This is a genomic window from Fictibacillus enclensis (assembly GCF_030123385.1).
Taxonomy (GTDB): Bacteria; Bacillota; Bacilli; order Bacillales; family Fictibacillaceae; genus Fictibacillus_C; species Fictibacillus_C enclensis.
In genome coordinates this window covers 3294040-3320673 of sequence record NZ_CP126109.1, presented here as the reverse complement: position 1 = coordinate 3320673, position 26634 = coordinate 3294040, and the positions used below count along the sequence as shown (strand labels likewise).

27 protein-coding genes and 2 other annotated features are annotated in these 26634 nt (G+C 44.2%); of the genes, 25 read left to right on the top strand and 2 right to left on the bottom strand.

All coding sequences use genetic code 11. The features are described from left to right. The first annotated feature begins 198 nt into the window (after positions 1 to 198). From QNH15_RS17435 to QNH15_RS17325, 23 genes are all read left to right on the top strand, one after another. The gene (locus QNH15_RS17435) at positions 199 to 909 is read left to right on the top strand and encodes a response regulator transcription factor (protein ID WP_283889489.1); all 711 of its coding nucleotides are present in this window, start codon (positions 199 to 201) and stop codon (positions 907 to 909) included. Continuing rightward, positions 909 to 2648, top strand: a complete 1740-nt coding sequence (gene pnpS, locus QNH15_RS17430) for a two-component system histidine kinase PnpS (protein WP_283889488.1) — start codon at positions 909 to 911, stop codon at positions 2646 to 2648. Before QNH15_RS17435 ends, pnpS begins: the two co-directional genes overlap by 1 nt. Positions 2649 to 2864: 216 nt before the next feature. After that, positions 2865 to 5504 carry a DNA polymerase I gene (gene polA / locus QNH15_RS17425; protein ID WP_283889487.1) on the top strand — a complete coding sequence of 880 codons (2640 nt, stop codon included), beginning with the start codon at positions 2865 to 2867 and terminating at the stop codon, positions 5502 to 5504. 60 nt (positions 5505 to 5564) lie between these two features. Then, entirely contained in the window at positions 5565 to 6386 is an 822-nt protein-coding gene (gene mutM / locus QNH15_RS17420) for a DNA-formamidopyrimidine glycosylase (protein WP_283889486.1), read from the top strand. A 59-nt stretch (positions 6387 to 6445) separates the two neighbouring features. After that, on the top strand, positions 6446 to 7078 hold the full coding sequence (gene ytaF, locus QNH15_RS17415; RefSeq protein WP_283889485.1) for a sporulation membrane protein YtaF: 633 nt from the start codon (positions 6446 to 6448) through the stop codon (positions 7076 to 7078). A 17-nt stretch (positions 7079 to 7095) separates the two neighbouring features. Continuing rightward, positions 7096 to 7686, top strand: coding sequence for a dephospho-CoA kinase (gene coaE, locus QNH15_RS17410; RefSeq protein ID WP_283889484.1), 591 nt, complete (start codon positions 7096 to 7098; stop codon positions 7684 to 7686). A gap of 133 nt (positions 7687 to 7819) precedes the next feature. Then, positions 7820 to 8857: a glyceraldehyde-3-phosphate dehydrogenase gene (locus QNH15_RS17405; RefSeq protein ID WP_129474651.1), complete on the top strand. Its 1038-nt coding sequence runs from the start codon at positions 7820 to 7822 to the stop codon at positions 8855 to 8857. Between the two features lie 310 nt (positions 8858 to 9167). Continuing rightward, on the top strand, positions 9168 to 9551 hold the full coding sequence (gene speD, locus QNH15_RS17400) for an adenosylmethionine decarboxylase (protein WP_061972525.1): 384 nt from the start codon (positions 9168 to 9170) through the stop codon (positions 9549 to 9551). Between the two features lie 88 nt (positions 9552 to 9639). Beyond that, positions 9640 to 10035, top strand: a complete 396-nt coding sequence (locus QNH15_RS17395) for a cytosolic protein (protein WP_129474653.1) — start codon at positions 9640 to 9642, stop codon at positions 10033 to 10035. Positions 10036 to 10110: 75 nt separating this feature from the next. After that, positions 10111 to 10572 carry a transcriptional regulator NrdR gene (gene nrdR, locus QNH15_RS17390; RefSeq protein WP_061972527.1) on the top strand — a complete coding sequence of 154 codons (462 nt, stop codon included), beginning with the start codon at positions 10111 to 10113 and terminating at the stop codon, positions 10570 to 10572. A gap of 93 nt (positions 10573 to 10665) precedes the next feature. Then, positions 10666 to 12036, top strand: coding sequence for a replication initiation and membrane attachment family protein (locus QNH15_RS17385; protein WP_283889483.1), 1371 nt, complete (start codon positions 10666 to 10668; stop codon positions 12034 to 12036). Between the two features lie 14 nt (positions 12037 to 12050). Continuing rightward, positions 12051 to 12989, top strand: a complete 939-nt coding sequence (gene dnaI, locus QNH15_RS17380; protein ID WP_061972529.1) for a primosomal protein DnaI — start codon at positions 12051 to 12053, stop codon at positions 12987 to 12989. A gap of 115 nt (positions 12990 to 13104) precedes the next feature. Next, on the top strand, positions 13105 to 13956 hold the full coding sequence (locus QNH15_RS17375) for a GRP family sugar transporter (RefSeq protein WP_283889482.1): 852 nt from the start codon (positions 13105 to 13107) through the stop codon (positions 13954 to 13956). A gap of 15 nt (positions 13957 to 13971) precedes the next feature. After that, positions 13972 to 14760, top strand: a complete 789-nt coding sequence (locus QNH15_RS17370; RefSeq protein ID WP_283889481.1) for a glucose-1-dehydrogenase — start codon at positions 13972 to 13974, stop codon at positions 14758 to 14760. Positions 14761 to 14910: 150 nt separating this feature from the next. Further along, positions 14911 to 16017 (top strand): cyclic dehypoxanthinyl futalosine synthase, encoded by a 1107-nt coding sequence (gene mqnC, locus QNH15_RS17365; protein WP_283889480.1) that lies wholly within the window; start codon positions 14911 to 14913, stop codon positions 16015 to 16017. 181 nt (positions 16018 to 16198) lie between these two features. Then, complete coding sequence (locus tag QNH15_RS17360) at positions 16199 to 16960, top strand: basic amino acid ABC transporter substrate-binding protein (RefSeq protein WP_283895623.1); 762 nt, start codon at positions 16199 to 16201, stop codon at positions 16958 to 16960. A 26-nt stretch (positions 16961 to 16986) separates the two neighbouring features. After that, complete coding sequence (locus tag QNH15_RS17355) at positions 16987 to 17643, top strand: amino acid ABC transporter permease (protein ID WP_061972533.1); 657 nt, start codon at positions 16987 to 16989, stop codon at positions 17641 to 17643. Positions 17644 to 17751: 108 nt separating this feature from the next. Next, the gene (gene ytxC, locus QNH15_RS17350) at positions 17752 to 18591 is read left to right on the top strand and encodes a sporulation protein YtxC (RefSeq protein WP_283889479.1); all 840 of its coding nucleotides are present in this window, start codon (positions 17752 to 17754) and stop codon (positions 18589 to 18591) included. A 53-nt stretch (positions 18592 to 18644) separates the two neighbouring features. Next, positions 18645 to 18870 (top strand) — a binding site (T-box leader). A gap of 75 nt (positions 18871 to 18945) precedes the next feature. Beyond that, positions 18946 to 20877, top strand: coding sequence for a threonine--tRNA ligase (gene thrS / locus QNH15_RS17345; RefSeq protein WP_283889478.1), 1932 nt, complete (start codon positions 18946 to 18948; stop codon positions 20875 to 20877). 373 nt (positions 20878 to 21250) lie between these two features. Then, positions 21251 to 21373, top strand: a sequence feature (ribosomal protein L20 leader region). 65 nt (positions 21374 to 21438) lie between these two features. Further along, a complete protein-coding gene (gene infC, locus QNH15_RS17340; RefSeq protein ID WP_061972536.1) occupies positions 21439 to 21942 on the top strand; it encodes a translation initiation factor IF-3 in 504 nt (167 codons plus the stop codon). A gap of 25 nt (positions 21943 to 21967) precedes the next feature. Next, positions 21968 to 22171 carry a 50S ribosomal protein L35 gene (rpmI, locus tag QNH15_RS17335; RefSeq protein WP_283889477.1) on the top strand — a complete coding sequence of 68 codons (204 nt, stop codon included), beginning with the start codon at positions 21968 to 21970 and terminating at the stop codon, positions 22169 to 22171. Positions 22172 to 22207: 36 nt separating this feature from the next. Continuing rightward, positions 22208 to 22567: a 50S ribosomal protein L20 gene (gene rplT / locus QNH15_RS17330; protein ID WP_061972538.1), complete on the top strand. Its 360-nt coding sequence runs from the start codon at positions 22208 to 22210 to the stop codon at positions 22565 to 22567. A gap of 69 nt (positions 22568 to 22636) precedes the next feature. Beyond that, positions 22637 to 22894 (top strand): DUF1294 domain-containing protein, encoded by a 258-nt coding sequence (locus tag QNH15_RS17325; protein ID WP_129474659.1) that lies wholly within the window; start codon positions 22637 to 22639, stop codon positions 22892 to 22894. A gap of 5 nt (positions 22895 to 22899) precedes the next feature. Here QNH15_RS17325 and QNH15_RS17320 read toward each other — a convergent pair whose 3' ends face one another. Together QNH15_RS17320 and QNH15_RS17315 are read right to left on the bottom strand one after the other, a co-directional pair. Continuing rightward, entirely contained in the window at positions 22900 to 23925 is a 1026-nt protein-coding gene (locus tag QNH15_RS17320; protein ID WP_283889476.1) for a cytochrome d ubiquinol oxidase subunit II, read from the bottom strand. Positions 23926 to 23946: 21 nt separating this feature from the next. Continuing rightward, the gene (locus QNH15_RS17315; protein WP_283889475.1) at positions 23947 to 25293 is read right to left on the bottom strand and encodes a cytochrome ubiquinol oxidase subunit I; all 1347 of its coding nucleotides are present in this window, start codon (positions 25291 to 25293) and stop codon (positions 23947 to 23949) included. Between the two features lie 158 nt (positions 25294 to 25451). Here QNH15_RS17315 and QNH15_RS17310 point away from each other — a divergent pair, with 158 nt between their 5' ends. Continuing rightward, the gene (locus QNH15_RS17310; RefSeq protein WP_283889474.1) at positions 25452 to 26042 is read left to right on the top strand and encodes a TVP38/TMEM64 family protein; all 591 of its coding nucleotides are present in this window, start codon (positions 25452 to 25454) and stop codon (positions 26040 to 26042) included. 99 nt (positions 26043 to 26141) lie between these two features. Continuing rightward, entirely contained in the window at positions 26142 to 26627 is a 486-nt protein-coding gene (locus QNH15_RS17305; RefSeq protein WP_061972543.1) for a dUTP diphosphatase, read from the top strand. Positions 26628 to 26634: the final 7 nt, after the last annotated feature.

The following is a 26634-nucleotide window of genomic DNA, read 5'->3' as shown; positions in this document are numbered from 1 at the left end:
AATTTCTAGGGGAATTTCTAAGACCGGCTGCATTGCTGGTCTTTTTCATTTGGACATACCCGTCAAGAATGAGCACCACTCTATAAAAATTTTACAAACTTTACGAAATCTTTATTCTGACCCTTTTGTGCATTGAAGAAAAAAATAGTATGATTGTAATGAATCAAGTGAAACGTAACTATAAAAGGGTGGGAAAAGATGAGCCAGAAGATTATGGTAGTCGAGGACGAGTTATCGATCTCAACATTATTGCAATTTAATTTAGAACAAGCTGGTTTTGAAGTGATCACTGCTATGGACGGACGCAAGGGCCTGGAATTGGCAGAGATGGAAAAACCGGATTTAATGGTTCTCGATCTTATGCTTCCTGAGATGGATGGCCTTGAGGTTTGCAAAAACCTGCGGCAAAAGCAGATTTTTATTCCCATTCTCATGCTGACTGCAAAAGATGATGAGTTTGATAAAGTCCTGGGGCTGGAGCTTGGGGCTGACGACTATATGACAAAGCCATTTAGCCCGAGAGAAGTGGTGGCCCGTGTTAAGGCGATCTTAAGACGGACAAACCAGATGGCCGTGGAAGAAGCTGCTCCTGTGGAAGAAGCAGAAAAACTGACGATCGGCGAGGTTGAGGTATATCCGGAAAATTATGAGGCCTTTTATAAAGGAACGGCACTGGAATTAACACCAAAAGAATTTGAACTTCTCGTTTATCTGTCAAAAAATAAAAACAGAGTATTAACCCGTGAGCAGCTTCTGTCAGCTGTGTGGAATTATGATTTTGTCGGTGATACACGAATAGTTGATGTTCATATCAGCCACCTCCGGGAAAAAATCGAAGAAAATACACGAAAGCCCATCTATATTAAAACCATACGGGGAATGGGCTATAAATTAGAGGTTCCTCAGTAATGCCGGATTTTAAAAACCGGGTACTTTCTTTTTTCCTGGTTGGCATTATGCTTGTTTTTATTTTGCTTGCTTTAATTGTGGGAGGGCTGGTACATTACACCATCAAGGAGAAGCGGGTGCAATCCTATCAGCATGATCTTGAGCTGGTGGCGGTTGCTGCCAGAGGCAATGATCAGGAACTGCTTAAAAAGCAGCTGAATATGGCAGAAAAGGATTTACATGGTAAACTCGTCTATCTTTCCCCTGAAGGCAAGGTGCTTGCCCAAACCGACAGAGAAGAACAGCCGGTTCCCCGGCAGCCATTACAGGGCCTGGACGGTTATAAAAAAGATGTACTGGTTTCCGCCAAATATATGGACCGTCTTTTGTATACTCTCCCTGTAAAAGAAGATTCCTCCGGTAATCTCCGTGGCTATGTCCAGCTGATTATCCCGGAACAAGCGGCCAACCAAACAGAACGAACCGTATGGCTCAGCCTTTCACTTGGCTTTTTGCTCAGCCTTGTGATCGTTCTTTTCATCTCAATCCGGGTGCTGGACCGTATTGTGAAACCGGTGGAAGAAGCGACCAGCACGGCGAAAGAATTGGCCCGGGGGAATTTTAAAGCCAGAACCTATGAGTATAAAGGTGATGTAGGAGAACTGAACTTTTCATTAAATGTACTGGCAAGAAACCTGGAAAAAATGACAAAATCGTACGAGTCACAGCAGGACCGTTTGAAAACCCTGATTGAAAACATGGGCAGCGGTCTGATCCTGATTGATTCCGATGGATACATCAATATCGTCAATAAAGCATTTAAAGAGATTTTTAGAGAATATACCGATTCCTGGAGCGGGCATTTGTTTCATGAGGTTTTTCCTTACAAGGAAATCAAGGAAATTGTGGAAGACACCTTTATTATGGAAACCAATATCCGCAAGCAGGTGGTCCTGCCGATTCATATTGAAAGAAAAAACTTTGATGTATACAGCGCACCCGTTTTAAACAGTCTTGGAAAACTGAGGGGTATCGTCCTGGTTTTCCATGATATTACCGAATTGAAAAAGCTCGAACAAATGAGAAAAGATTTTGTTGCCAACGTTTCTCATGAATTGAAAACGCCTGTTACATCGTTAAAAGGCTTTGCTGAAACATTGCTGGATGGGGCGGACGGCAACCCGGAAATCCGCAAAAAGTTTTTAACGATCATATGGAAGGAGAGTGACCGGCTGCAGCATTTGATTCAGGACCTGTTGGATCTTTCCAAAGTGGAACAAGGGTTTTCGTTAAACCTGCAGAATGTCAATCTGTCTGCCATTGTTGAAGAAGTGATCGTCATGCTTGAAACGAAGGCTAAGGAGAAAGAGATCACACTTAAGTACTCGGTCGAAGGGGACACCGCCATTGAAGGCGATGCTCCGCGTTTAAAGCAAGTATTTATCAATCTTATCAACAACAGTCTGAATTACACGCCTAAAGGCGGCCGGGTCACCATCAGGCTTAAGGAGAGCAGTGAGAAGGTAACGTTCAGTGTGTCGGATACCGGAATTGGCATTCAGAAGGAAGAAATCTCCCGTATTTTTGAGCGTTTCTACCGGGTGGACAAAGCAAGAAGCCGTAATTCCGGAGGCACAGGGCTTGGCCTTGCCATCGTAAAGCATTTGATTGAGGCCCATCATGGAAGAATTCATGTTAAAAGCAAACCAGGTGAAGGTTCGACATTCACACTTGTTTTTAGAAAAGAATTTGTTGAGTGAATTTACAAACTATTAACACTGGGTTTGTTTCAGCTTAACAGTCTCCATGTAATATGAAAGTATCCTTTTTCAGTACCCTCTTTAAGAGAATCCGATTCCGGGTTCTCTCTTTTTTTGTTTTTGCTCACCAGCAGGCAGAGCAAGGCGGCCGTTATTTTGTTTTCGGGGAAACCGATGGTACAATATAGACAGAAAAACTGATCAGGGGGTATCATTTTGGCAAATAAACTAGTATTGATTGACGGAAACAGTATCGCCTACCGGGCGTTCTTTGCACTTCCTCTGCTCAATAACGACAAAGGTGTTTACACGAATGCCGTTTATGGATTCACGACTATGCTTCTTCGCATATTGGAAGACGAAAAACCAAGTCATGTTCTTGTAGCTTTTGATGCAGGCAAAACGACGTTCAGGCATAAAACATTTGAAGACTATAAAGGAGGCCGTCAAAAGACGCCTTCCGAGCTTTCAGAACAATTCCCGCTGATTCGGCAGCTTCTGGACGGTTTTGGAATCAAGCGGTACGAGCTTGAAAGCTATGAAGCGGATGATATCATTGGCACCCTTTCCAAACAGGCCGCAGAAGGTGATTGGGATGTGAATGTCTATACAGGAGATAAGGATTTACTTCAGCTGGTAACGGAGAATGTGAAGGTTACACTCACAAGAAAAGGCATATCTGAAGTTGAAGCCTACGATCTCAAGCAGGTGGAAGAGAAATATGGCTTAACACCCCATCAGATCATCGATATGAAAGGCCTGATGGGCGATCCTTCTGATAATATTCCGGGAGTTCCCGGAGTCGGGGAGAAAACAGCCATCAAACTGATTAAACAATTCGGTTCTCTGGAACAAACACTGGATTCCATTGATCAGGTGTCTGGAGCAAAGCTTAAAGAAAAGTTGAGTGACAACAGAGATCAGGCATTGATGAGCAAGGAATTGGCGACCATTACGCACGAAGCTCCTCTTGAGGTTTCTCTGAAGGATGCCGTATACCAGGGGTATGAGGCAGAACGGCTCCTCCCGCTGTTCAAGGACCTCGGATTTAACTCCCTGCTTGAACGGATTGGAGGGGACAGCGAGCAAGCAATGGTGAGTGAAGAAGAAAAAGAGGAGATCAATTTTGAAAAAGCCAAAGCGTTAAATGATGAAATTTTATCTTCTCCTGCAGCCTTGATCGTAGAAACCACACCGGAAACCTATCACCGGGCGCCGGTAAACGGCCTGGCGATCGTCAATGAAAACGGAAGGTTTTACATTCCAGCAGACCTTGCCCTGTCTTCTCCCGAATTCAAGCAATGGGCGGAGGATACAAGCAAAGAAAAGTTTGTATTCGATGCGAAAAGAGCCTACGTCGCACTGGACTGGAATAATATTTCACTTCAGGGAGTGACGTTTGACCTGATGATCGCCTCTTATCTGCTGAACCCCTCGGATTCGGGGGATGATGTGGCAGTGATTGCCAAACGCTATGGCATCCATGATACCGATAGTGAAGAGGCGGTTTATGGAAAGGGAGCCAAGCGGAAGGTACCAGAAGAAAGCGTTCTTTCCGAGCATATGGTACGTAAAGCCAACAGCATTTATGTGCTTCAGGAAAAGCTGACGAATGAACTGAAAAAGAATGAACAATATGAGCTGTTTGCCGATCTGGAACTTCCACTATCGCTGGTGCTTGGTGAAATGGAAACGACAGGCGTTAAGGTAGATGTAGGCAGACTGCAGTCCATGGGACATGAGCTGACGGAGCAGTTGAATGCACTCGAAGCCGACATCCATGAACTTGCCGGGGTCGCCTTTAATATTAATTCACCCAAACAGCTTGGTGAAATCTTGTTTGAAAAGCTCAATCTTCCTCCCATCAAAAAAACAAAGACCGGTTACAGCACCTCGGTGGATGTGCTGGAGAAGCTGGAAGGCAAGCATGAAATCATCCGGAAAATTCTTGTTTACCGGCAGTTGGGCAAGCTGAGCTCAACCTATATCGAAGGTCTCCTGAAAGTGGTAGATCAACAGACCGACAAGATTCATACTCGTTTTAATCAGGCTCTTACTCAAACCGGACGCTTAAGCTCAACAGAGCCCAATCTGCAAAATATTCCGATCCGGCTTGAAGCAGGAAGGAAGATCAGGCAAGCCTTTGTTCCAGCTACTTCAGGGTGGAAAATCCTGTCTGCCGATTATTCTCAGATTGAGCTCCGTGTACTAGCCCACATTTCTCAGGATGAAAATCTGATGGAAGCCTTTAAGAAGGAAATGGATGTTCATACGAAAACAGCGATGGATGTGTTCCATGTTGATATGGAGGATGTTACTTCCGAAATGAGAAGGCACGCGAAAGCCGTAAACTTCGGGATTGTATACGGAATCAGTGACTACGGATTGTCTCAAAGCTTGAATATCACAAGAAAAGAAGCGGGAGAATTTATCGAGCAGTATTTAAAGACGTTTCCGGGTGTCAAGGAATATATGGAATCCATAGTCCGACAGGCTAAACAGGATGGATATGTGTCCACGCTGATGAACCGTCGCCGGTATCTTCCGGAAATTACGAGCCGAAACTTTAATCTCAGAAGCTTCGCTGAACGCACCGCAATGAATACACCGATTCAGGGGACTGCAGCTGATATTATCAAGAAAGCCATGGTAGAAATGGAACGCGTGTTAAAAGAAGAAAAGCTTGAAGCATTGATGCTGCTTCAGGTGCATGATGAATTAATCTTTGAAGCACCTGAACACGAAATTGAAAAACTTTCAAAATTGGTTCCGCAAGTCATGGAATCGGCCCTTGGCCTTGACGTTCCATTAAAAGTGGACTTGAATTACGGAGATACATGGTACGACGCAAAATGACAGAAAGAAAAACGGAAAACAGCCGCTGGGCTGTTTTCCGTTTGATTAGAGGTGAAACAAATGCCAGAGCTACCTGAGGTAGAAAATGTAAAGAATACACTGAAACGGCTGGTTGGGGGGAAAACCATTAAAGAAGTCAGTGTGCTATGGAGCAACATTATCAAGCATCCGGAGCTGGATGAGTTTAAACTCCGGCTTGAGGGACAGACGATTCAGAATGTGGAACGCCGGGGTAAATTTCTGAAAATTTTCCTGGATCATGATGTGCTGGTGTCCCATTTGCGGATGGAAGGAAAATACGGGCTGAATCAGCTGGAGGATCCCTCGGACAAACATACCCATGTGCTTTTCTCATTTACAGATGGAACACAATTGCGGTATCGGGACGTAAGGAAATTTGGTACCATGCATCTTTATCCCATCGGAAAAGAAGAGCAGGAGCAGCCGCTATCAAAGCTCGGATATGAGCCTTTTTCTGCGGAATTGACTCCTTCTGTTATGAAAAAGATGTTTTCCAAGACGAGCAGGAGCATTAAAGCTGTGCTTTTGGACCAATCACTGATCACGGGACTTGGCAATATTTACGTGGATGAAATCTTGTTTGCATCCGGCATTCATCCAGAAAGGAAAGCGAATGAAGTGTCGCTTCCGCGATTGCAGAAGCTTCATGAACATATGGTATCCATCCTGAAGAACTCTGTTGAAAAAGGCGGCAGCACCATCCGCTCCTATACCAATTCAGAGGGGAAAACCGGAAACTTTCAGCTTGAACTGTTTGTTTACGGAAAGAAAGGAGAGCCATGCAAAACGTGCGGCTCCGAAATCGACCGGTCCGTCGTGGCCGGGCGGGGCACCCATTTTTGCTCAAAGTGCCAGAAATAACAGTTGCCAGGCTCCTTTCATATACTGCAATACGTGGTATGAAAGGAGCTTTTAGAGTCATGGTATCCTTTTCGATGCTCTTGCTGGCGTTTGCTGTCAGCCTTGACAGCTTTGGTACGGGGTTGACCTACGGAATGAAGGAAATCAAAATACCTATCAAATCGGTACTGATTATTTCCTCTTGTTCCGCCATTACTTTTTTCGTGGCCATGGGGTTCGGCCATTTCCTCGAACGTTTCTTGTCTCCGCAAGCCGGTCAAATGGCCGGGGGCATTATATTGCTGGGTCTTGGTTCATATTTCTTGTTTCAAGTTGCCAAGCCTGACAAAAAGGCTGAAACTGTACCCGAAGAGAAGACTATTGTAAAATTAGAAATAAAATCGCTCGGAATTATGATACAGATCTTAAAAAAGCCGACCATTGCGGATTTGGATAAATCGGGATCCATTAATGGCTGGGAGGCGGTGCTTCTCGGTGTTGCCCTTTCGCTGGATGCGTTTGGTGCAGGGATTGGGGCGGCCATGATTGATATGCCGCCGATTACAACGGCTTTCACGGTGGCAGCAATGAGTTCCATTTTTGTGCTTGCCGGCATAAAACTGGGTTTTGCGGTCTCCAAAGTTACCTGGATGAAAAAACTGACGTTTCTTCCAGGAATTCTGTTGATTATTATTGGTTTGATGAAATTGTAGTGAAGGGATGTTAACAAATGATTATTGGCCTGACCGGCGGAATTGCCAGTGGAAAAAGCACAGTTTCCAATCTTTTGCGAAGCTATGGACTGCCAGTTGTTGATGCAGATGTTATTGCGCGTCAGGTTGTGGAGAAGGGCCATCCTGCCTATGAAAAAATCGTGGAGTACTTTGGAAAAGATATTCTGGATGAAGCCCAAAACATCGACAGAAAAAAGCTGGGAAGTATTGTTTTTACTAATGAGGAAAAGCGACTGATGCTTAACAGGATTGTCCATCCAGCTGTTCGGCTGGAAATGAAAAATGAGGCGGCAGCTCATTTAAAGGGGAGCCCATGTGTCGTTTTGGATATTCCTCTGTTATTTGAAAGCGAATTAACGCATATGGTAGACCAGACCCTTCTTGTCTTTGTGGATGAGGAAACCCAATTAAGCCGGCTGATGGAACGAGATGGCTATACAGAAGCAGAGGCAAAGAGCAGAATCGCGGCGCAAATGCCGCTAAAGGATAAAGTGCAGCTTGCCGATGCAGTAATCATGAACAATGGTTCATTGGAAGAATTAAAAGATAAAGTGGAGATCCAGCTTCACGAATGGAACATCATTTAACCCTCTGTTATAGGCAGAGGGTTATTTTTTCGCCCGTTTTTATAAAATAGTGTTCTTTTTTTGGTCAATTATGCTATACTAATCATAGCAAAAGAGAGATAAAAGTATAACACATATTTGGAGGGAGCATACCATGAAAGCAAAAGTAGCGATTAATGGACTCGGGCGAATCGGAAGAATGGTTTTTCGAAAAATGATGGAGGAAAACAATGAATTTGAAGTGGTGGCAATCAATGCCAGTTATCCTCCAGAAACGCTGGCACATATGATAAAGTATGACTCCATCCATGGAGCTTATAAAGGTGAAGTCACTGCCCATGAGGGATACTTAATGGTGAATGGGCAAAAGGTTCTGCTGCTCAATTCCCGTGATCCAAGGGAACTGCCTTGGAAAGGACTTGGGATTGATCTTGTGATCGAAGCAACTGGAAAATTTAAATGTCAGGAAACTGCAGGCTATCATTTGCAGGCCGGCGCTAAAAAAGTGATTATTACCGCTCCCGGAAAAGATGAGGATGTAACCATCGTTATGGGAGTGAATGAGAGCGATTACAATCCGGATAAACACCATATTATTTCTAACGCATCTTGTACAACCAATTGCCTGGCCCCAGTAGTAAAAGTACTGGATGACCATTTTGGCATTGAATCAGGTATGATGACAACGGTACATGCTTATACAAATGACCAAAAGAATATTGACAACCCGCATAAAGACCTTCGCCGTGCGCGGGCGTGCGGACAATCAATTATCCCGACTTCGACAGGGGCTGCCAAAGCCATTGCCAAGGTGCTTCCTCATCTTTCAGGCAAGCTTAATGGGATGGCGCTTCGAGTGCCTACGCCAAATGTGTCACTGGTGGATTTCGTGGCTGATCTAAAAACAGAGGTAACAGAAGAGAGGATCAATGAGGTACTGAAGTCGGCTGCGAACGGATCGATGAAGGGGATTCTGGGCTATAGTGATGAACCGCTTGTTTCCGTCGATTACAATGGAAACGAAAATTCATCGATAATTGACGGATTGTCCACGATGGTCATTGAGAATAGAAAAGTAAAAGTCCTGGCATGGTATGATAACGAATGGGGGTATTCCTGCCGTGTCGTCGATCTTGCGGGCTTGGTTGCCGCAGGACTTAAACAAGAAGAAAACATCAAGATACCTTCCTGATCATAGGGGAGTCTCTTTGACAGCACCGACACATTCGGTGCTGTTCTTTTTTGTGTGGTCTGGTACTTAATTTGTCTAAGGTATGCGAATACTTTTCATATAAAATATTCAGAGAAAAAATTGAATCAGGTTATTGCAAATGAAAAATAAAACAAGTATACTATGATTCGTGAACTTCAAATAAAGCAAACCAAGGCGTTGGATTCTACTTAAAGGGTTAGGACCTCTTAGGACTAACTTTCCCCCGTGGTAGATGTTCAATACCGCATGCTTGAAGGCATGAAAATTTTTTAAGGGGGACTATGCTAATATGGATACAATGGGAAGACACGTAATTGCCGAACTATGGGGTTGCAACAGTGAAAAGCTGAATGACATGAAATTTATTGAAGAAACATTTGTTGACGCTGCTTTAAGAGCAGGCGCAGAGGTGCGTGAGGTGGCTTTTCATAAATTTGCACCGCACGGCGTTAGCGGAGTTGTTATTATTTCAGAATCTCATCTGACAATCCACAGTTTTCCAGAGCATGGTTATGCAAGCATTGATGTATACACTTGTGGGGATCGAATTGATCCAAATGTGGCTGCTGATTATATTTCACAGGCATTGGAAGCAAACAGCCGTGAAAATTTAGAGGTTCCGCGTGGAATGGGTCCTGTCAAAGTTAAAAATAAAGTTGCCGCAAATCAATAATAAAAAAGTTAAATGAAAAAGAGGTGTGTAATTTGCACCTCTTTTTTTACATGTTATTCTATAAGTAACAACCCTGAGGAGGAAGACCATGCTGCGTCGATTGCAAAACATTTTGAAAAATAATTCAGAAACTTCCGAAAAACATTATGACCCCTTGCTCAGAACGCCGTATTTTAAGGCAAACCGCAATAGCGTCATGGATGCGTTGGAAGAATTAGTCCGTCAGAAACAGAATTATAAGCTGCTCGGTTCATCCAAGGAAAGAGGCGAATTTTCCTTTCAAGTGACCTCCCCCCGAAAAGCGTTCGTTGTTGTAACCGCAACCACGCTAAGACCATACCGCACAGCCATCGATTTCAATGTGTCCACCGAATCTGCCCTTCCCGTCGACTTTGGATACAGTAAAAAAGTCATTGCCAATGTAACCGAAGAACTAAAAGGAAAGCTCGAATATATCGGAACATCTTTAATGGAAAACAATTAATTCTTGTCACCCGCCTTCCTTTTGTCTAAGATAGAATTATAGTAGAGGAACATTAATTTTTGGAGTTGATCTGCATTGCGTTGTCCGTCCTGTCAATATAACGGTACAAAAGTGCTTGATTCCCGACCCGTTCATTCAGGAAGATCGATTCGCCGTCGACGTGAATGCGAATCATGCAACTATCGATTTACCACATTTGAAACCGTTGAAGAAATACCGCTCATTGTTGTAAAAAAAGATGGTACCAGGGAGGAGTTTAGCCGGGAAAAAATTCTCCGCGGACTCATTAAAGCGTGTGAAAAGCGTCCTGTTCCCTTGGAGGTACTTGAAAATATTGTGGATAATATAGAAAAAGATCTCCGGAACCAGGGGGCATCTGAAATAAACAGCCAGGAAGTCGGTGAAAAAGTCATGGATTATTTGGCAGACACGGACGAAGTAGCATATGTCCGATTTGCTTCCGTTTACCGGCAATTCAAGGACATTAATGTATTTATTCAGGAACTAAAGGACCTAATAAAAAAAGACGAGCATTAACCTGCGTAAGACAGAACCGGTTTTACGCTTTTTTTTATCGAAAGGTCCTAAATCCTCTGCAACAACAGAAATTCTTTTTGAAAGGTGAGAACCATGAGTGTACACTGGAAAGAAATTGTCCCGGTGGATACATATGAGGTTCAATTTAGCGGCTATCTTCATGATGTAGACCGCAAAGTATTGACCATGCTGTACCAGCCGTTAATAGGGGCTTTTGCCTATAGTTTATATATGACATTCTGGTGCGATGCGGAGATGGAGGTTGAGAACCCCCAAACCCATCAGCGTCTGATGAATGTCACCCAGTTTTCATTGAAAGACATTATAGCAGCACGTAAGAAGCTCGAAGCCATCGGCTTGCTGAAAACATATAAAAGAGAAGAAAATGAATCAAAGTTTTTTCTGTATGAATTGCAGACTCCGCTTTCTCCGGCTGCTTTTTTCAACGATGGAGTGCTGAATATCTATTTGTACAACCGGCTGGGGAAAACGAAGTATTGCGAGATGAGAGATCATTTTCTGCAGGAAGAAACAGAAGTGGATGAATATCAAGAGGTTACCGCATCGTTCAGCGACATATTTGCCTCCCTTCATCCTTCGGAGATGACCGCCGGCACCTATTCGGAAATACAAGAAGGTGCCAACGGCAGGCTGGCAGACCGAATGCCTGGCAGAACGTTGCAAATTTCGGCAGAGGAATTTGATTTTGATTTACTGGTTTCCAGCATTTCCAGCTTTATACTTCCAAAAGAGGTGATTACGCCTGCGATCCGGGAAGCGATTGTGAAGCTGGCCTATGTGTACCAGATGGAGCCACTGGAAATGAGCCGGCAAATTCAGAGTGCCTACCATATCCACGGGGAACTGACCGAAGAAAATCTTCGGAAAGAGGTTCAGAAATGGTACCGGATTGAAAACAATAACCAGCTTCCGCAAATGGCCCTCCGGACTCAGCCGCAAGGTTTGAAAACCGTCAGTGCCGAGCCTGTTTCGGAAGAAGAGAAAATGATAAAATACTTTGAAGAGGTTTCTCCTTATCAGCTCCTCGAGCATCAATCAGGAACAAGGCCGGCCGAAGCCGACTTGAATATTGTCAGCTACCTGATTCTCGAGCAAAAATTGACACCGGGTGTTGTGAACGTATTGATCGATTATGTATTAAAAACCAACGATCTTAAGCTGACCCGGTCATTTGTCGAAAAAATCGCCAGCCATTGGGCGAGAAAAAAAGTGAAAACAGTTCCTGAAGCCATGGCGCTGGCCCGTTCCGAGCAAAAGAAATACAAAGACTGGCAGGAACGGAAAAATACGTCCTTTCAACGAAATACATCACAAAGAAAGGCACCGAGGCTGCCAGACTGGCTTAAGGACGAGAATGTGCCAGCAGAGAATTCCAGTCCGAACATCAACGAAGAAGAAGAGCAAAATCAGCAATGGCTGGAAAACTTGCTTAAAGATATTTAAAGGGGGGATCAACATTGGAATCCATTACTGACGCTGTAAAAAAGATGGAAGGTTACGACCAGCTTAGAAGACAGCTTGACCGTATTAAGCAGCAGGTACTCCAAGATCCGTATGTCGCTTCTTTTATGGAGGCCAACCCTGGCATCAATGAAGTTAACCTGGAAAAAGGGCTCACCAAGCTGTATGAGTACTCCAAAGAAAGGCATCAATGCGCCAACTGCCCGGGCCTGGAACGTTGCCCGAATTTGATGCAGGGCTACCAGCCTGTGCTGACTGCGGAGAAAAATCAGATTGATATCTTTTATGAGAAATGCTTTCTGAAAAAGCAGGATGAAAAGCAAAAATCGATGACAGCATTAATTAAAAGTTATTTTATTCCAAAGGATATTCTCAAAGCTTCATTCGACCGCCTGCACAGTATTGATCAAGACCGGAAAGAGGCAATTGGGGCAGCTGCTGAATTTGTAAAAAAAGTGGCAGCTGGCGAGGAATGCAAAGGCATTTATTTTTACGGTAAATTTGGCGTCGGAAAAACGTATCTTCTCGGTGCGATTGCAAACCGGCTGGCAGAGCGTCAGATTCCTTCGCTATTGGTGCATACACCCGAATTTCTTCGGGAGATGAAAAACAGTCTCTCGGATGGATCATTCAATGAGAAAATGGAGCTGTTGAAAACCGTTCCTGTATTGATGCTGGATGATATCGGGGCCGAAAACATGACCAATTGGGTCAGAGACGAAATTATCGGAGTGATTTTGCAATACCGCATGATGGAACGTCTGCCGACCTTATATTCTTCTAATTATGATTTTTCGATGCTGGAAGAGCATTTTTCCTACTCTCAAAAAGGGGGCCTCGAGGAGGCAAAGGGAAAACGAATCATGGAACGGATCCGCCATCTTACTGTTCCAATTTTTATTGGCGGTGACAAAAACTTTAGATCCTTACAATAAAGAGCAAGCAAACCTTTGTCAATCATTGGCAAAGGTTTTTTGTTTGAACTGATGATTCTTCGGGAAGATGCTAATACTACTACCTATAGAATCAGCAGAAAGAAAGGAAATGAATATGGGAATACTTTTAGCAGTAGTTACCGCGGTTTGCTGGGGAAGCATTGTGCTGGTGAGTCAAAAACTGGGGGGAGATTCTTACAGCCAGACCCTGGGCATGACGCTCGGCGCCCTGGTCTTCTCCATCATTACGTTTTTTATCGTGTCTCCCGATATAAATACACTTGTCTTAACGGTTGGCGTGATATCCGGTGCCTTGTGGGTTGTCGGCCAGCGCTTCCAATTTGCGAGTGTTGACCACCTCGGAGTGGCCAAGGCTGTTCCTCTTTCTACCGGAATGCAGCTTTTTGGAACCACCCTGTTTGGGGTGCTCGTTTTTCATGAGTGGAAAACAAAAACTGAAATTATTGTTGGCATTATTGCGATTGTGGTTATTATTTTGGGTGCTGTTTTTACTTCCATTAAGGATAAAAGCAATGACGATGGAGGGGGAAACACCAAAAAGGGCTTGCTTATTCTCCTGCTTTCAACAGCAGGCTATGTTGGCTATGTGGTGATTGTCAACTGGTTTAAAATCGGAGGCTGGGAAGCCATACTTCCCCAGGCGGGAGGTATGTTTGTAGGCGGTTTACTTCTGACGTTCACAGGGAAACCGTTTAATAAATTTGCGATAAGAAACATTATAACGGGACTGATCTGGAGCACCGGAAATATTACTCTGCTGCTTTCATTGCCCCAAATCGGTGTGGCGACAAGCTTCTCGCTATCCCAGACGGGGATCATTATTTCTACTCTAGGCGGGATTTTTATCCTGAAGGAGAAGAAGTCGAAGCGGCAGGTTATATTTGTTATTGCAGGATGTTTACTCATTATTGCGGGCGGCGTTATGCTCGGATTCACAAAATCTTAAGGAGCGGATGAAGTTATGTTTACAGATTTAGAAGGCAAAGTTGTTGTTATTACAGGCTCAACCACTGGCATCGGAAAAGCATGCGCGCAGAGGTTTGCAAAAGAAAAAGCGAAAGTTGTCATCAATTACCTGAGTGACAAAGGAAAGGAATTGGAAGAGCTTTTACAGGAACTACGAGACCTTGGAGGCGAAGCCATCGGGGTTCAGGCTGATGTAACAAAAGAGGAAGATGTTAAACGAATGATTCAGGAAACCGTGAAGACGTTCGGTACACTGGATGTATTTATCAATAATGCGGGGATTGAAAATGAAGTTCCATCACATGAACTTTCACTTGATGACTGGAACAAAGTCATCTCCACCAACCTTACTGGACAGTTCCTCGGCTGCCGGGAAGCGATCGATTACTTCCTGAAACATAACATCCAGGGCAATATTATTAACATGTCAAGTGTCCATGAAATCATTCCCTGGCCGCATTTTGTCCACTATGCAGCAAGCAAGGGCGGAGTAAAATTAATGACCCAAACCCTTGCCATGGAATATGCCCCAAAGAAAATCAGAGTAAATGCCATCGGGCCGGGTGCAATTAATACACCCATCAACGCAGAAAAATTTGCGGATCCGGGTAAAAAGGCAGATGTGGAAAAACTAATTCCAATGGGATATATCGGAGAACCTGAGGAAATCGCTTCTGTGGCTGTTTGGCTCGCTTCAAAAGAATCCAAATATGTAACGGGCCATACACTTGTTGCTGACGGGGGAATGACACTGTATCCTTCCTTCCAGGCAGGAAGAGGATAATCCACATAAGAAATAAATTGGGCTCCCTTGATCAGGGGGCTCTTGTTTTATGAAGGTAAGCAGCCTGTTTGTTTGCTTCACAAATTTCATAAAACTATGATAGGATTATAGAATGCTACATAAGATGTTCCGTAACTGGAGGTAATATAGATGAGCATTGATGCGATTTTGCAAAAAGCACTGGATGGCAAACGTTTGACCGTCGAAGATGCGGTTGCTCTGTATGAAAGTGATGAAGTGGAAAAGATGGGAGAAGCGGCCGACGTGATCATGAAACGCTGGCACCCCGAACCCATTACGACCTTTGTAATCGGGAGAAACGTCAATTACACGAATTTTTGTGATACATACTGCCGTTTCTGCGCGTTTTACCGCCCGCCGGGAAGCGAGGAAGGCTATGTATTGGATGATGATGTGATCTTCCAAAAGATTCAGGAAACCATTGATGTCGGTGGTACAGAAATCCTGATGCAGGGAGGAACCAATCCGAACCTTCCATTCTCTTATTATACTGACCTGCTTCGCAACATTAAGAAGCGCTTTGATATTACAATGCACTCTTTTTCACCGGCAGAAATCTGGAAGATGGTTGAAGTTTCCGGCCTAACTCTTGAGGAAGTACTGAAAGAGCTGAAAGAAGCAGGGCTCGATTCCCTTCCGGGTGGAGGAGCAGAAATACTGGATGACCGGACGAGAAAAAAAATCAGCCGGTTGAAAGGGTCCTGGACAGAATGGATGGAGTGCATGAAAACGGCAAAAAAAGTCGGCCTTCATTCCACGGCTACAATGGTTATTGGCTTTGGTGAAACCTTTGAAGAACGGGCGATGCACTTGCAGCGGGTACGTGATGCGCAGGATGAAACCAATTGCTTCCTTGCCTTTATTTCATGGACGTTCCAGCCGGATAATACCAACTTAAAAGGGGAAAAGACGTCACCAAGAGAGTATCTGAAAAACGTGGCTATCTCCCGCCTGTTCCTCGATAACATTGCTAACTTCCAGTCTTCCTGGGTTACGATGGGACCTGAAGTGGGCAAGAAGTCCCTTCATTACGGCTGCAACGATTTCGGAAGCACGATGATGGAGGAAAACGTGGTATCTGCAGCGGGGACCACTCATAAAGTAAATACGAACCTGACCCTGCGTTTGATTCGTGAAGCCGGCAAGATTCCGGCCCAGCGCGATACGAAGTATGAAACCTTGCGTGTGTTTGATGGAGAAGAAACCGCCGAAAAAGATTTTGTGATGCAAAACTAATGAACCAAAAGCCTGGCCTTTTAGCAAAGGGGCCGGGCTTTTTTGTTTGTAAACGACATATTTACCTAAATAATTATGGGAATATTCTCATTTTTAATAATTTTGTTATAATAGAAGAGAATACATATATTAAGGGGGAAAAAGATTGAAAAAAGTCATTTTATTTTTATTATTGTTGAGTATGCTCGCTTTGGCTGCCTGTGGAAGCCAGTCAACATCCGGATCCGAAGGCGGAAGCAAAAACGAAAAACTGGTGGTGGGGACAGATGCAGCTTATGCACCGTTTGAGTATTTGAAAGACGGGAAAATCGTCGGGTTTGACGCAGACTTGCTTAAAGCCGTCATGAAAGAAGCAAAGCTGAAATACGAACTGAAAAATACAGGCTGGGAGCCATTGTTTGCTTCTCTCAAGAGTGAACAGGTACAGGCTGGCATCTCCGCCATCACAATCAATGACAAACGAAAACAAACCTATGATTTCTCCTCTCCATATTTTGAATCCATCAACAAAATCCTGGTCAAAGAAGGTTCCCCCATTAAGGGCGTGGATGACCTGAAAGGAAAGAAAGTCAGTGTTCAAAACGGAACGACCGGACAGGACGCGCTTGAAAAGAAATTCGGCAAGGGCGACGCCAATGTGAAAAAATATGAAACCAACGTATTGGCTATCCAGGCCCTGTTGAACGGAGAAGTGGATGCTGTGGTGGCAGACAACACCGTGGTAGATGAATACGCCAAAAATAATCCGGACAAAAAACTGACAGTGGTGAATGACAAAACCAACTTTGAGTCTGAATACTATGGCATTGCTTTCCCGAAAGGAAGCGAGAATAAGAAAAAAATTGATAAAGCATTAAAAACGGTCATTGACAATGGAACCTACTCCAAGGTCTATAAAAAATGGTTTAAAGTAGAACCGAACCTGGATGCATTGAAAAAATAAACCTGACACATTGACCGGAGGCACAGATGGATTTTAAATTTGATCTGATTGAAAAATACATGCCTTTGTTTCTGAAAGGCACATTGATTACCATAGAAATTTCGGCAGCGAGCATCGTGATTGGAACCATTATGGGGCTATTGATCGCTCTTGGAAAAATGTCTTCCAACGCCTTTCTCCGCCAGCCATTTATCTGGTACATTAATTTTTTCCGGGGAACTCCTCTGCTTGTACAAATATTGCTTATTCACTTTGCGGTCATGCCGCTGTTTATGAAGCCCCCGGTTGCTCTTATTTCTGCGATTACCGCTCTTTCCCTTAATGCAGCCGCCTATATTGCAGAAATTTTCAGGGCGGGGATTCAATCGATTGATAAAGGACAAACAGAAGCGGCTCGTTCTTTGGGTATGACCCACCGGCAGACGATGAGACATATTATCATACCCCAGGCGTCCAAACGCATGATTCCTCCGCTTGGCAATGAATTCATTGTGCTGATTAAGGATTCGTCCCTTGCGGCGATCATTGCAACAGAAGAGCTGATGTATTGGGGAAGAGCGATGATGGGGGAATACTACCGTCCATGGGAGCCTTTCTTAACGGTTGCGTTTATTTATTTAATCCTTACGTTGACGCTGACCCATTTGTTGAACTTTATTGAACGGAAATTTGCTATTGACTAAAAAAACAGCAGGGAAACCTGCTGTTTTTTAATATTCTTTGAAAAGGGTTCATTTTTCACGACGTTGTCCCATATAGTGTATCATCGAGTGTTTAGGGGAGGGACAGGGTTGGCAGAACTTATTTTTGCAGATCAAAAAACGTGTTACCAATTACAAAAGGAACTGCAGCAGATGGCGAAATCACTCAACATTCAACCTTCCTTTGTAGAATGCAGGAACCACTCCTTGGTGCTGGACACAACATATGATTTGGAAAGTGCCGCAGATGTCATGGCCGCATATACCCGAAAAAAAGTGGAGGAATCCCGTATCCTTTTTTTTATCGAGCATTTTTTTTATTTTACCGACGCTCAGGAGCAGCGGGAAATTGCAGCAATCGTTAAAGAGTTTATTGAACAGGAGCGGGAAGATGTGCCGGTGGTCAGGGAGCTGGACACTTGTGATTACCATATGAGGGATGCCTGGAGAAAAATCCTGTCAGAGAAAGAGCTGTCGTTCACGTTCGAGTCTTTTTTGCAATTCCGGCTTAAGGATTACTTCGAATTGCTCCAGGTGTATGTGGAATGTGCGATCGATGAATACAAGCTGGAGCTGGATTATCAGGCATTTGTTGAGCAGCTGCGAAAATGTGCGGGGAGTCAGCCGTATCTTACGGATGAGATTCATGTCGCTTATGACGGTGAATTCAAGCTGTATGACAATCATTACCGGCTGTACAGCAAAAAAATGCTGGAGCTTATGCATGAAAGAGCCCTTGTTCTGACACAGGAATTAGATCTGGATCAAGAAATTCTGGGACCGATTATCGGTCTTGCTCCGGAAATCCTTCATTTGTATCTGGAAGATGAAAATCATGGCATGGTACATACCTTGCAGAATATTTTCCAGGAACGATTGATTAAAAAACCGCTTCATGCCTTTTATGGCAGGATCAACCGACAAAGTTAGCTCTTGATTTTGAGGGGCTGCTTGCCTATAATGGAGGTATCAATTGGATACAAAAATGAGTAAAGATAAGGACATGTGATATTTTTTACGGTTTATAGAGAGGAATGCCCAGGCTGAAAGCATTCCAACACGGAAAAATGTTGTACCCCCTTTGAACTTCAGCGGTGAAAAACAGGAGTAGTCGCTGACGGCCCAAAGCCGTTAAATCTTGACCGAGTGCCGCCGCATATTTTGCCGCGGAACAAGGGTGGAACCACGAGTACAACACTCGTCCCTTTTTGTGGACGGGTGTTTTTTGTATTTTAATTAATCATTAGCGTGCATACTGTATTGTAAAAAAAGGAGAGATTAACCATGGCAGACATTAAACTGACATTTCCAGATGGTTCTGTTCGTGAGTATCCGAAAGGAACTACTTCCGAGCAAGTGGCTGACTCCATCAGTTCAAGCCTGAAGAAAAAATCAGTAGCAGGAAAAGTCAACGGAGTTTTATATGATTTTACCCGTCCGATTGAACAAGATGCATCGATTGAAATCGTTCCCCAGGATTCCCCTGAGGGACTTGAAATGACCAGGCACAGCACGGCCCACCTGATGGCTCAGGCGATCAAACGGCTGTACAAAGACGTGAGACTCGGCATTGGTCCCGTGATCGAAAATGGATTTTATTATGACATCGATATGCCGGAAGCTTTAACTCCGGAAGACCTTCCGAAAATTGAGAAAGAAATGAAAAAGATTGTCAGCGAAAACCTACCGATCGTCCGTAGGGAAGTCAGCAGGGAAGAAGCCTTGGCCATCTATGAAAAGTTGGATGATCCCCTGAAGCTGGAGCTGATCCGTGATCTGCCGGAAGATGCAGTCATTACCATTTACGAACAGGGTGAGTTCTTTGATCTTTGCCGCGGACCGCATGTGCCGTCCACAGGAAAAATCAAGGCGTTCAAGCTGATGAGCATTTCAGGTGCCTACTGGCGTGGAAACAGCAACAATCAAATGCTGCAGCGTATCTATGGCGCAGCCTTTTTAACTCAAAAAGAGCTCGATCAGCATCTGGTTTATCTTCAGGAAGCAAAAGAGCGTGATCACCGTAAGCTTGGGAAAGAGCTGGATCTCTTTACGATTTCTCAAAAAATCGGACAAGGTCTTCCAGTATGGCTGCCTAAGGGAGCAACCATCCGCCGCATCATTGAGCGCTATATCGTGGATACTGAAGTAAAGCTTGGTTATGACCATGTGTACACTCCTCACCTTGGAAGCGTAGAGCTTTATAAAACTTCCGGCCACTGGGATCATTATCAGGAAGATATGTATCCTGCGATTGAAATGGATAACGAACAGCTCGTGCTTCGTCCGATGAACTGCCCGCACCATATGATGGTGTTTAAGAACAGCATGCACAGCTACCGCGATCTGCCAATTCGTATCGCAGAACTCGGAACCATGCACCGCCATGAAATGTCCGGAGCTTTGGCTGGCCTTCAGCGTGTCCGTTCCATGACACTGAATGATGCTCATATCTTTGCCCGCCCGGACCAATTGAAGGATGAGTTCATCCGTGTGGTAAAACTTATTCAGCGAGTATACAAGGATTTTGGCATTACGGATTACAAGTTCCGTCTGTCCTACCGCGATCCTGAAGACAAAGAGAAATACGTGGACAATGACGAGATGTGGGAAAAAGCTCAGGCGCTTCTCAAAGAAACAATGGAAGACATGAATCTTGATTATGTTGAAGCGGAAGGCGAAGCGGCGTTCTATGGCCCGAAACTCGATGTACAGGTGAAAACAGCGCTTGGAAAAGATGAAACGCTGTCCACTGTTCAGCTTGATTTCCATTTGCCTGAGCGTTTTGACCTCACGTATAAAGGTCGTGACGGTAAGGATCACCGCCCAGTCGTTATTCACCGCGGTGTCGTTTCCACGATGGAACGTTTTGTTGCCTTCTTGATTGAAGAATACAAGGGAGCATTCCCTGTATGGCTGGCTCCGGTACAGGTTCAAATCATTCCGGTTTCTTCTGTACACGAAGAATATGCGAAAAAGGTGAGCGAAGAGCTGCTTGAAGAAGGTATCCGTGTGGAAGTGGACAACCGTGATGAGAAACTCGGCTACAAGATCCGTGAAGCTCAAATGCAGAAAATCCCGTACATGCTCGTACTCGGTGATCAGGAGATTTCCGACCAGACCGTGAACGTGCGTAAATACGGAGAGCAAAAGTCCGAAACCGTAGCTTTTGAGTCATTCAAAGAAAGCATCCTGGCACAAGTAAACAAAAGAGGCTAACATTTTAAGAACTGCGAAGTGATTCGCAGTTCTTTTTTTGTCCTTCTAAATTTACTGGCGTGAGGAATTTTTTAAGTGCCTCATTGATTAGTTGATCGAAGTGCAAGGTGGCGAGACTCCAGCGGGATAAGCGGGACAGATGAGACCCCGCAGGAGCTTGCGACGAGGAGGCTCAGCGCCCGCCCGCGGAAAGCGAGTCACTTGTAACGAAGATCAACCCCCTCAATGGGTGTGCAGCTTTTTAAAAAGATACTCCTTGCCAAACTCTCCGATATGCTGTAAAATAATTTTTGTTGTTAAAAACAAGATCGTCAGTTGACAAGTGGTGCTTGTCAATGGTATATTAACTTAGGTAATTAAATAGTTGAGTTTCGAATCAAAGCAGAAGCACCCGCTTCTCACCTGTTCAACGCAAAAGCAGTTGGCTGGTCAACCGAACTTTCAGAGATGATTGAGGTAGTGTGGGTGCAGTATGCGCCGACGCTTTTTTATTTGTTTACAAAACGCTGAGTGGAACTGACTCACACAAATTCTTGGAGGTGACTTACTATTAGTAAGGACATGTCTGTCAATGAGGGCATCCGTGCTCGTGAAGTAAGACTTATCGGGGCTGATGGCAGCCAGCTAGGGATTAAAACACGTCATGAAGCTCTTGATATTGCGGCAAACGCTAATCTTGATCTTGTGCTTGTTGCTCCAACTGCAAAACCGCCAGTATGCCGAATTATGGACTATGGCAAGTTTAAGTTTGAACAGCAGAAGAAAGAAAGAGAAGCCCGTAAGAATCAAAAGATTGTTACGACCAAAGAAATTCGCTTGAGCCCAACGATTGAGGAGCATGATTTTAATACGAAGCTGAAAAATGCGCGTAAGTTCCTTGAAAAAGGCGATAAAGTGAAGGCAAGCATTCGTTTCAGGGGCCGTGCGATTACGCATTCCTCAATCGGTAAAACTGTGCTTGAAAAACTTGCTAAAGAATGTGAAGACGTTGCTACGATCGAAGTCCGACCTAAAATGGAAGGCCGAAGCATGTTCCTCATTTTAGCACCAACAACCGAAAAATAATTACTTACCAGGGAGGAATCCAATCATGCCTAAAATGAAAACACATAAAGGTGCTGCAAAGCGCTTCAGAAAGACTGGAACAGGTAAACTTAAGCGTGGACGCGCGTACACAAGCCACTTGTTCGCTAACAAATCTACAAAAGCGAAACGTAAACTTCGTAAAGCGAAGATTGTTACAAGCGGAGACTACAAACGTATCCGTACACTATTGACTTACAAGAAGAAATAATAATAACTGATCGTATATATCTAGGAGGGTTTTAAAATGCCAAGAGTAAAAGGTGGCTATGTGTCACGTCGTCGTCGTAAAAAAGTATTAAAATTAGCTAAAGGTTATTTCGGATCCAAACATAAGTTATTTAAAGTTGCTCAACAGCAAGTTTTCAAATCTCTTATGTATGCATACCGCGACCGCCGTCAAAAGAAACGTGATTTCCGTAAACTTTGGATCACTCGTATCAACGCGGCAGCTCGTACAAACGGTCTTTCTTACAGCCGTTTAATGCACGGTCTTAAAGTTGCAGGCATCGACATCAACCGTAAAATGCTTGCAGAAATCGCAGTTACAGACGAAAAAGCATTCGCTGAACTTGCTTCTAAAGCAAAAGACAGCCTAAACGCATAAGTTAAGCACCCAAAAGCCATTTTCTAAAACTAGAAAATGGCTTTTGCTGTAACAGAAAGGATTTATTCCATGATTTATATTTACTTGATAGTGGTCAATGTGCTCGCTTTCTGGCTGATGCATCATGATAAAGAAGCGGCAAAAGCGAGAAAGTGGCGCACTCCTGAAAAGCGCCTGTGGCTGTTTGCCATCATCGGTGGAGCGGCGGGCATCTGGGCAGGCATGATTCAGTTTCGCCATAAAACAAAACACACGAGCTTCCAGATCGGTGTCCCTCTGCTCGTGCTGGTTGACGTATTTATTGTGGCAAAATATTTGATCGGATGAGAGCGCTACTCCTGCTGGAGGTAGCGCTTGTCTTTTAAGAACAATCTCCAGAACACATAAAAGCCAGGTGTGAGGATGGCAAGACCGACAGCATACATAATCATAAGAGAGTAGAAGGTTTCCTTAGCTGTAAAGGCATCATAAATCGTAAGTCCGGGATAGACAATATAGGGCAGGTGTGCCATTCCATAACCATAGCTTGCAAAACCATACTGTGCAACGATGGCCAGGAGGGCCAGCCTCGGCTTTCCGGCAATATCCATTTCACTGTTTTTTAACCACAAGGATCCATAGCCAACAAGAAAGGCAAGGAAAGATAGAATAAACCACATACGCTGGTCGTACAAATTGTCAATCAGCCAGTTGGCTTCCGGCTGTAGGACCATTAATGTAACCATGGCGGCAATAAGCGTCAACGGTCCAAGCAGCAGTGCATTTCCTCTGTAGAGCCTGTACGCTCCTTCCTGCTTGGATACTTTGGAATAGTCAGCAAGGAAAAGGGAGGAGAGAAACAATTCAGAGGTTAACCCGAATAAAATATACATATAGAGGGATGGACTGGTAAACAGCTTCCCGATCAGGAGAACATCTCTGCCGTTAAATCCCGAAATAAATCCACCCTGGCTGACGGGGAGAACTGTAATCAGCAGTGCGGGGATTAAGACACCGCAGATTCCTGATATAAAGAACATGGTTTTTCGATAGCCTTGCACCGAATAGGAGAACACCATGAATGCACTGCGGATCGCCAGCAAAAACAAGATCAGCGAGACGGGAATAAGAAGCACGGTTCCCAGCGTAAATGCTCCTTTTGGAAAAAAGCCGACAAAGGCCACGACCAGCAAAACGAGAAACACATTTGTAATTTCCCATGTAGGAGAAAGAAACCGGTTGGCGATTTTCCCCGCGGATGTCCGGTGCTCATGATAAACCATGGCCCAAAAACCTGATCCAAAATCGATGGACCCGAAGATGCTGTAGATGAATATAAAGGTCCATAATACGAGGATGGCAATGACTTCTTCGTTCATAGTGATCCCTCTTTCTTCGGTTTAATAGCCGGAGTATTTTTCGAATTCCTTGGAAACAGGATTCCGTTTGAAATAACTTGTAAGAATCAATATGGTCAGTGCACCGAGCAGCACATAAAGCCCAATGAACAATAAAAAAAGCGGGGCCAGGTTTTGGGATTGAGTCGCGGCTTCAGCCGTCGTCTGAACTCTGTAAATGGTCCATGGCTGCCTCCCGCTGCAGCTGAAGATCCACCCAAATTCAATGCCAAGCATGGACAATGGACCTGAAAAAATTAATAGAAACAATAGCCATTTCGGGAAAGGCCTTTTCTTTCTTTTGCCGTAATACCACCAGAAAAACAAGGCAACAGCAGCCAAACCGAGTAATAGAAAACCAATCCCCACCATGATATTGAACAGAGTATGTACATAAAAAGGCGGCCAGGTTTCCCTCGGAAATTCATATAATCCTTTTACTTTCGTATCAAATTTTCCCGCTGCCAGCCAGCTCAGCATCCAGGGGATTTCAATTCCATATTTGACTTCCTCTGTTTTTGGATCTGTAAATCCGCCGATCGCAAGAGGGGCATACCGCTGGGTTTCAAATAACCCTTCTGCCGCAGCCAGTTTTTCGGGAGAGTGCTCGTGTAAAATTTGTGCCGAGTGGTGCCCGGAAAAGCTGGAAACCAGTGAAAACACCAGCCCCACGATCATTGCCAGCAAAAACCCCTTTTTATGGTACACCGATTCATTTTTTGATAACTTTCCTCTCAAGAGCTTATAGGCACCGACCGACGCGACGGCAAATGCGCCTGTCATATAGGCTGTTACCGATACGTGAAAGGCAGAAGAAAGAAAGCTGGGGTTAAAAAACGCATCCCAGGGATTCACATCAAAAATGGTGCCATCCTTTGTGATTTTAAATCCATCGGGTGTATTCATCCACGTGTTGACCGCCGTGATTAAAATGGCTGAAGCTACGGCACCAAACGCAACGAGAATGACAGAAATGATGCGAAAGAACTTGGGCAAGCGGTCCGCCGCATAAACGTAAATCGACATGAACAGTGCTTCAATAAAAAAGGCAAACAGTTCGATCTGAAAGGGAAGGGAGATGACCTTTCCCACAATTTCCATGAAACCGGGCCACAGTAAGGACAGCTGAACGCCTACAATGGTTCCGGACGGAATGGCGACACCAAGCAATACAGCGAAAGCCTTTGTCCAGCGTTTGGCCATAATGGCATAATCATTGTCGTTTTTTACCTGGTGAAGAATTTCAGCGATGACAATCATCAAAGGAATCCCCACACCAAGTGTTGCAAATATAATGTGAAAGGCCAGGGAGGTTCCGAAAAAAGCCCGGGCAAGTACAACCGTATCCATTGTTCAACCACTCCTCATTCATTGGCTCATTGTTAAAGAAATCCATCTTTTCTATTGTTAACCTGTCATAAACCAAATGGAAATATTCATAGTCTCTGTAATTCCGAAGAATAACAGCTCGTCTTATGTCATATGATGGCGATAAGGAGGGTTGGATCATGCAGCATGAGCTCACAGAGATTCTGGATATTTTGAAGTTTGCCGGTATTTTTGCTCCGCTCTTTTTTATTCTTCTTCATCTGATGAGACAGTTTCTTTTTCTTCCCGTGGGGTTGATTTGTATGGCCGGAGGTGTTCTTTTTGGTTCCGTTTACGGAACACTGTATTCGATCATCGGCATTACCTTGTCCAGTGTGCTGTTTTATGGCCTTCTGAAAAAAATGCCGAATACGCTGAATCGGTTCCTGAAGATCAAGCGCAAAATTGTGGGGAAACGCATGCCGTTTTCGATTGGACAGATCGCCATTTTGAAACTCGTCCCTTTCATTCACTTTCAACTGCTGTCTTTGTTGATTCTGGAATTAACAAAGAGCTTTAAAGAGTATACAAAAGCAAGTGCGGTGTCCAATGTTCCTCTGGCTTTTATGTATTCCACCTTTGGGCATTACATTTTTAAAATTTCTGTTGTATGGGGCATTGGAATTGCCGCTGTCATGCTCGTTTTATTCCATCTTCTCCGAAAAAAAGAATGGGTCATAAAATGGGAAGAGTTTTTCGAAAAAGAAAAATCCAACGCCAAAAGCGCATAATGGAGAGGCTTGGGTCCCGGTAGCATGGCTGCCGGGTATTTTGCTTCCTTGTGATTTTGCAGGAACGATTGCTATAATGGGTCGATAGGAGGGGATCAAGTGAGTTTTAAAGAACTATTTGAAATGCAGGAAACACTGAATGCGCGAATTGTGGACGAGCATCAGTTACATAATGAGGATCTTTATGAAAAACGGCTGCTGGCTCTGCTTGTTGAACTGGGAGAGCTGGCAAACGAAACGCGTTGTTTTAAGTACTGGAGCTTAAAGCCTCCTTCCTCCTTTGAAGTAATTCTCGAGGAGTATGTTGACGGGCTTCATTTTCTTCTTTCGGTCGGCCTTGATCTTGGCATAAAGGATATGGATGATGCTGAATCCCTACAAAGGGATAATCTCACCGATCAGTTTTTGTCACTCTATCAACACATTGGAGAGCTTCAGAAGAAAAAAGATATCTCGTTGTTCCGGTCGCTTTTTTCCGAATTCGTCGGGCTGGGAGATCTGCTTGGTTTTTCGGAAGAAACGGTTATTGAAGGGTACAAGGATAAAAACCAAATTAACCATCAACGGCAGGATGAAGGCTATTAAAAACAAC